7 protein-coding genes are annotated in these 6,105 nt (G+C 70.5%); all 7 read right to left on the bottom strand.

What is annotated here, in order from left to right:
* Positions 1-269 precede the first annotated feature (269 nt).
* The 7 genes from JWR86_RS12255 to JWR86_RS12225 all read right to left on the bottom strand — a co-directional run bounded on the left by JWR86_RS12255 (position 270) and on the right by JWR86_RS12225 (position 6,101).
* Positions 270-1,238 (bottom strand): tripartite tricarboxylate transporter substrate binding protein, encoded by a 969-nt coding sequence (locus JWR86_RS12255; RefSeq protein ID WP_299565728.1) that lies wholly within the window; start codon positions 1,236-1,238, stop codon positions 270-272.
* A complete protein-coding gene (locus JWR86_RS12250; protein ID WP_299565725.1) occupies positions 1,235-2,032 on the bottom strand; it encodes an alpha/beta fold hydrolase in 798 nt (265 codons plus the stop codon). The genes JWR86_RS12255 and JWR86_RS12250 overlap by 4 nt, the downstream gene beginning before the upstream one ends.
* A gap of 3 nt (positions 2,033-2,035) precedes the next feature.
* Positions 2,036-2,422 (bottom strand): pyrimidine utilization protein C, encoded by a 387-nt coding sequence (gene rutC / locus JWR86_RS12245; protein WP_299565721.1) that lies wholly within the window; start codon positions 2,420-2,422, stop codon positions 2,036-2,038.
* Positions 2,423-2,513: 91 nt separating this feature from the next.
* Positions 2,514-3,290 (bottom strand): SDR family oxidoreductase, encoded by a 777-nt coding sequence (locus tag JWR86_RS12240; protein ID WP_299565718.1) that lies wholly within the window; start codon positions 3,288-3,290, stop codon positions 2,514-2,516.
* A gap of 36 nt (positions 3,291-3,326) precedes the next feature.
* Positions 3,327-4,313, bottom strand: coding sequence for an NAD(P)-dependent oxidoreductase (locus JWR86_RS12235; protein WP_299565715.1), 987 nt, complete (start codon positions 4,311-4,313; stop codon positions 3,327-3,329).
* Complete coding sequence (locus JWR86_RS12230; RefSeq protein ID WP_299565712.1) at positions 4,310-5,170, bottom strand: sugar phosphate isomerase/epimerase; 861 nt, start codon at positions 5,168-5,170, stop codon at positions 4,310-4,312. Before JWR86_RS12230 ends, JWR86_RS12235 begins: the two co-directional genes overlap by 4 nt.
* A 46-nt stretch (positions 5,171-5,216) precedes the next feature.
* Positions 5,217-6,101, bottom strand: coding sequence for an alpha/beta fold hydrolase (locus JWR86_RS12225; protein ID WP_299565709.1), 885 nt, complete (start codon positions 6,099-6,101; stop codon positions 5,217-5,219).
* Between the last annotated feature and the right edge of the window lie 4 nt (positions 6,102-6,105).

Below are 6,105 nucleotides of genomic sequence, written 5' to 3'. Positions count from 1 at the left end.
GGAAGCTCGGGCCGGGAAAGCTGGGCCGCGACATCGTCCGCGGCTGCCGGGGCGTGTGCCGCCCCGAGCAGGAGCGCCAGGCCGACGGTCCAGAACCCTGCGCGACGCGCCGTCATACTGCTTCGCCTTCCGCCGACCCGCCGCGATTGTCCGCCAGGAGACGGGTTCCCGCTAGCGCAGCCGTGCAACAGAGCGGCGCCATCTGGGCCGCGAGGCGGCCGGCCGGGGCCAGCCGCGTGCGGCCCCGGCGGCGGCCGCCCCGTGCGAGATCACTCGAGGCGGATGTTGAGCGCCCGGATGATCTCGCCCCAACGCTTGGTTTCGGCGGCCGCGAAGGCGCCGAATTCGGCCGGCGTGGTGGGCCGCACCTCGAAGCCGATGGCCTCGAACTTGTCCTTGAACACCGGCGACTTGATGATCTGCACGAGTTCCCGGTTCAGGCGGTCGATCACCGGCTGGGGCGTTCCGGCCCGCGTGTAGAGGCCCGACCAGATCGCGCTGACCAGTTCCGGATGGCCGAGCTCGGCCGTGGTCGGCACGTCCGGCAGCGCCTTGGAGCGCTTGTCCGCCATGGTGGCGAGGGCGCGGAGCTGGCCCGCCTGGACAAAGGACAGCACATCCGGGATCGACGGGAACACGACGTCGAGGCGGCCGCCCAGGAGGTCGTTCAGGGCCGGGCCCTGACCGCGATACGGGACGTGGACCATCTGGGTCCCGGTGTGGCGCTTGAACAGCTCGCCGCCGAGATGCGTCGGCGAGCCCACGCCCGAGGAGCCGTAATTGGCGCTCGCGCCGGCCTTCTTGAGGGCTTCGACGAGTTCAGCCAGGCTTTTCTGCGGGTACTTCTCACCCGGAACGACGACCTGGGGGTAGATCGTGACCAGTGTCAGGGGCGCAAAGTCCTTTTCCGGGTCGTAGGGCAGCTTCGGATACAGGCTGATGTTGCTGGAATGGGTGCCCGTGGTGGCCATGAACAGCGTGTAGCCGTCGGGAGCGGACCGGGCCGCGTCCGCGGCCCCGATGCTGCCGCCCGCGCCCGGCTTGTTCTCGACGATCACCGGCTGGCCGACGGCCCTGGACAATTCGTCGGCGATGATGCGGGCCTGCACGTCGGCGCTGCCGCCGGCCGGAAACGGCACCACCAGGCGAATGGTGCGGGTCGGCCAATCCTGGGCGGCTGCCACGGTGGCGAGACAGGGCGCCAGCAGAAGCAGCGCCAGAAGTCGGATGAGCATCATGATGCGGACATCTCTGTGAAGAACTGCAGGGCGATTTGGTTGAACAGCTCGGGCTCCGTGCGGGACAGCGCGTGGCCGCCCTTGGGAACGTAGAGAGCTCGCGCGCCGGGGATCAGGCGAGCGTATTCCTCGGAGAAGTAGCGCGGGGTGAGGATGTCGTCGTCGGCACAGAGCACCATCGTGGGCACCCGGATCTTGGACAGTTCCGCCCGCCGGTCGAAGGACAGAATGGCGTCGAGCCGGCTCGCCTGAACATCGGGCGGCCCAAGCTGGCCGGCCGCCTGCGTCTCGGCGGCCGCGAGGCGCTCCTCGTTGGCGTTGATCCAATAGGGCGGATAGAGCAGCAGCGACGTGTACTGCCCATAGGCGGCCGCCCCGAGCTGCTCGTGGATCTGTCGGCGCAGCCCGAGGAGCTTGCGCCGGTAGGGGTCGCCGCAGGTCGTGCTCGCATAGACCATCAGCGACCGCAGGCGCTCAGGACGCTCGAGCGCCAGCGCGACGCCGATCGCGCCGCCCGTCGAGTGGCCGAGGAAGTGGGCGGAATCGAACTGCGCCGCGTCCATCACGGCCGCGATGTCGGCGGCCATCTCCTCGACGGACTGGACCCGGACCTTGGAGGACGCGCCCGTCCCCCGCTGGTCGAAGGTCAGAACCGTGAAGTGCTGCGTCAGCGCAGGCAGGTTCGGTGCCCAGTAGCTGCCGACCCCGCCGAGGCCGGCCGCGAGAACCAGCGGTGGCCCTGCGCCGTGGCGCTCCCAATAGAGCTCGGCGCCTGCCCTTTCGACGAGAGGCACCGATCAGCGCCCCACGTGAGCGATCGAGGAGACCTCGACCAGAAACTCCGGCCGCACCAGATCAGCCCGGATGCAGTAGCGGGCCGGCGGCTGGGTCGGGAAATATTCACGGTAGACCTCGTTCATGGCCGCGTAGTCGGCGAGGTCCTTCAGGAAGATGCTGTTGAAGGTGATGTCGGTGAGCTTTCCGCCGGCCGCCTCGACCACGGACTTCACGGCGTCGAGCACCGACCGGGTCTGGGCCCTGACATCGCCCGGCCCGACGAGCTTGCCCTCTTTGTCCATGGCCAGCATGCCGGACACATAGAGAACGCCGTCGGCCATGGTGCCGGGGGAATAGGGGGCGAGCGGGGGCGGGGAGCCCGGCGGATTGATGATCGTCTTCGGCACGGTGGGTCCTTTCTGAGGGACTTGCAGGGGTAACGTGGGGCGGCGATGCCGCCGGTTCGGGCGTCGCGCGCGCAACGCGCGGGGCAGGGGGTCAGAAGGCCGTGTAGCCTCCATCGACGAGGAGGTCGGCGCCCGTCATGAAGCTCGACGCCTCGCTGGCCAGAAAGAGCGCGGCCCGGGCGATCTCGACCGGCTGGCCGATGCGGCCCAGCGCGTGTTTCGGCGCGTTGTAGGCGCGCGCGGTGTCGATGTCTCCGTGGCGGAGGATCATGCGGCGGGTCTCGACGGCTCCGGGGGAGAGGGAGTTGACCCGGATGTTCTGGGCCGCGTGGTCGAGCGCCATGGCGCGGGCGAGTTGCAGCAGAGCCCCCTTGGCGGCGCAGTAGCCGGGTCTGCCGGCGGCGCCAACATGCCCAAGCTGGGACGCGATGTGAATGATGCTTCCACCGCCGCCCGCAATCATCAGGGGAAGAATGGCGCGGCTCATCAGGTAGGCGCCGGTGACCTGGACCGCGAAGAGCCGGTTCCAATCGGCAAGGCCGATCTCCAGCACGGTGCCGCTCGGGTCGTCGTTCGACGCGCCATTGACCAGGATGTGGGCAGCCCCCCAGGCTCCCCCGACCTCGCGGGCGACACCGAGGGTGGCGGCTTCGTCCGTGACATCGCAGGCGAGCGCCATGGCCTGGCCACCCGCCTCGACGATCGCGGCCGCGGTTGTGTCGGGCGCGGCGAGATCGAGACAGGCGACCCTGGCGCCAGCCTCGCCGAGGGTCCGGGCGATGGCGCTGCCGATGCCGCCCCCCGCCCCGGTCACGACGGCGATCCTGTCACGCAGGCCGAAGGCCGCGGCGAGGGGAGATTCTGGCAAGGGACACCTCACAGGGGAGCGGCGCCGGAACGGCCGTCAGGATGGCTCGCGCGTGGCCGCCCGCCAGCGCACGTAATCGTCGAAGGCCCGGTCGGGCGGGAAGGCGGCCGTGAAGTTTGCGTCGCGGCGGAGGCGTCCGACCGAGAAGGGCGGTCGCGCCGAGGGCTGGGTCGCCCCGATGCTGACCGGCTCGCCGTCCCCCACGATGGCGTAGTCGAAGCCCGGGTAGCGGCCCTTCAGCCGCTCGCACCAGTCGAGGATGGACCAGCGGCCGCCGGTTGCGACCTGGTACACGGGGTTCGGGGTGGCCGGGAGATCGAGCAGCGCCAGGACGGCACCCGCCACGTCCCTCACATAGACCCAGTCGTCCGGGAGCGTTCGCCTGAACCGCACGAATTCGCCGGCCTCGGCGGCGCGCAGCAGCTGAAGCGGGATGCTGAGCGTGTCGCGAACCCCGGTGTCGTATTCCCAGGGGCCGAACACGACCCCGAGACGCGCCACGGCGACATCGAGGCCCCGCGTGTCGCGATAGCGCAGCGCCGTCCGCTCGGCGGCGTATTTGGTGATGCCGTAGAGGCTGTCCGGCACCGGCAGGGTCTCGCCCTCGTCGATGGAGGCGGTGCCGGGCGGGATCTGCGCCCCGAACACCGACCCCGTTCCGAGCTGCACCACGCGCGACACGCCGGCCGCGAGCGCGGCTTCCAGCGTCTCGATGGTGCCGCCGAGATTCACCTCCGCGATGAAGCGTGCCTGTTTGCGCTCCCGCTCCGCCCCGGCCGTGATGGCCGCGCCGTGGACGAGCTTGCGGACGCCGTGGCGCTTCATGACGGCGGCGGTCGCCGCGCCGTCGCGAACGTCGCCCGCCTCGACGGCGAGCGCGCCTCCCAGACCGCGCAGGTGCCGTTCGGCGGCCGCCGGCGGGCCGTTCACGTCCAAAAGCACCACGGTCTCGCCGCGCTCCAGCAGCGCGGCCGCGATGTTCAGCCCGACGAAACCGGATCCCCCGGTGATCAGATAGGTCATCGCGCGCCTGCGTCCTGGGTCGCGCCGGCCGCCGGCCACAGCCTCCCGAAATCGGCGATGGCGGCCCGCATCACGTCTGCGGGCTCGCGGCCGTCGAGATCGGGCGCGAAGAGCTCGAACTCGAACCGGCCGCGATAGCCGCTCCGCAGCAGCGTCCGGATGATGCCCGTGAGATCCACGGCGCCCTGGCCAGGCAGGCACCGCCGTGGCAGCGCCGGCTCGGTGCGGGATTGGGTGACGCCGCAGACCTGGACCAGCGTGATGCGATCGGCCAACCGGCCGATGGCGTCGTCGAGGTCGGGCTCCCACCACGAGTGGAAGAGGTCCAGCACCAGGCCGAGCCCGGGGTGGCGGCCGAGCAGCGCCTCGGTCTGGGCCAGCGTGTTGAGGCAGGCCTTGGTGAAGATCCGCAACGGATGCATCGGCTCGATCCCGAGCCTGACGCCGGCCCGCATGGCCTGGTCCAGAATGGCCGGGATCTCGGCCTCCAACCGGGCTCTCGCCTGCGCCAGCCGGAGCGGGCCCTCCTCGCCCATGTCGTGCAGGCCGCCGCCGATCAGCACGAGCGTGTCGGAGTCCAGCTCGGCCGCGCAGTGGATGAGCGTGCGGTTGATCTCCGCCTGCCGGGCCGCCCGCTCCGGATCGGCCCAGAGGAAGAAGCCGGAGCTGTTGACCGAGGTCACCCGCAGCTCGCGCTCGCGCAGCAGGCGCTTGAGCACCGGCAGCTCCACCTCGGAGAGGGCGCGCTCGGTCAGCCCGACCCCCTCCGCACCGGCCGCCGCTGCCTCGTCGAGGAAGCGCGCCAGCGGATAGCCGTCCGGTGTCAGATAGTGGTTCAGCGACAGCCGCGGACTCACGCGGCTCTCCTGCCCGGAGGGCGGCGGCTGCATCGCTCGAAGCCCGTCAATTCTTCATGCCTGTGATGGACGCCGTCTGCGAGCGCGGGTCGCGGGTCGGCCAGCGGCCGCTGTCCACCTGGGTCAGGAAGTCGCCCACGATGCTGTTGAAGGAGTCCGGCTCCTCGATGTTGATGGTGTGTCCCGAGTTCGGCATCACCGCCAGCGCGGCCGAGGGGATCGACTGTTTCATCAGGATGGCCGGCATCAGGCACGGCCAGTCCTCGTCGCCGGTGAGGACCAGGGTCGGCACGGTCAGCTTCTTCATCTCGCCGACGAGTTCGTAGAGCGAGGGCCGCTCGCGCTGCACGCCGAGCTGCGTGTTGGCTGAGCCGAGGGGCGAATTCTCGGCCAGCATCTGCTTGAACTCGGCGAAGCCGCGCGGGTCCTTGTTCTCGAATTGCACCCGGGTCGGGCCATAGGCGTAGCGCTCGGCGAAGGCCGCCATGCCGTCCGCCTTGAGCGAGGCCGCGATGGTGTCGGCTTCGGCCCGGAAGCGCTCACGCTGGTCGGTTTCGGCGCCGTAGCCGCAGCCGCCGACCATCAGCGAGTGGGCCCGGTCGGGATGGCGCAAGCCGAAATGGAGGGTCGCGAAACCGCCCATCGACAGCCCGACCACATGCGCCTTGCGCTCGCCGAGATGGTCGAGCACGGCCAGGATGTCGTCGGCCGCGCGCGCCTGCGAATAGGAGCTGGGATTGTCCGGCACGTCGGACGGGGGATAGCCGCGCGCCGCGAAGCTGACGCAGCGGTAGCGCCGGCCGAAATGGCGCATCTGCGGCTCCCAGCTCCGGTAGCTGCCGGCGAATTCGTGCACGAAGATCACGAGCCGCCCGGCTCCGGTCTCCTCGTAATAGAGCTTCACCCCGTCGTCGGCGGTCGCGTGCGGCATGGCG

Source organism: Enterovirga sp. (assembly GCF_028290205.1).
Classification (GTDB): domain Bacteria; phylum Pseudomonadota; class Alphaproteobacteria; order Rhizobiales; family Beijerinckiaceae; genus Enterovirga.
The sequence above is the reverse complement of the archived record's forward strand: the minus strand, read 5'-3'. Positions and strand labels throughout refer to the sequence as shown.

Coding starts and splice junctions, on each gene's coding strand:
- JWR86_RS12255 (WP_299565728.1), bottom strand. CDS start 1,238: ATGATGCTCATCCGACTTCTGGCGCTGCTTCTGCTGGCGCCCTGTCTC.
- JWR86_RS12235 (WP_299565715.1), bottom strand. CDS start 4,313: ATGACCTATCTGATCACCGGGGGATCCGGTTTCGTCGGGCTGAACATC.
- JWR86_RS12225 (WP_299565709.1), bottom strand. CDS start 6,101: ATGCCGCACGCGACCGCCGACGACGGGGTGAAGCTCTATTACGAGGAG.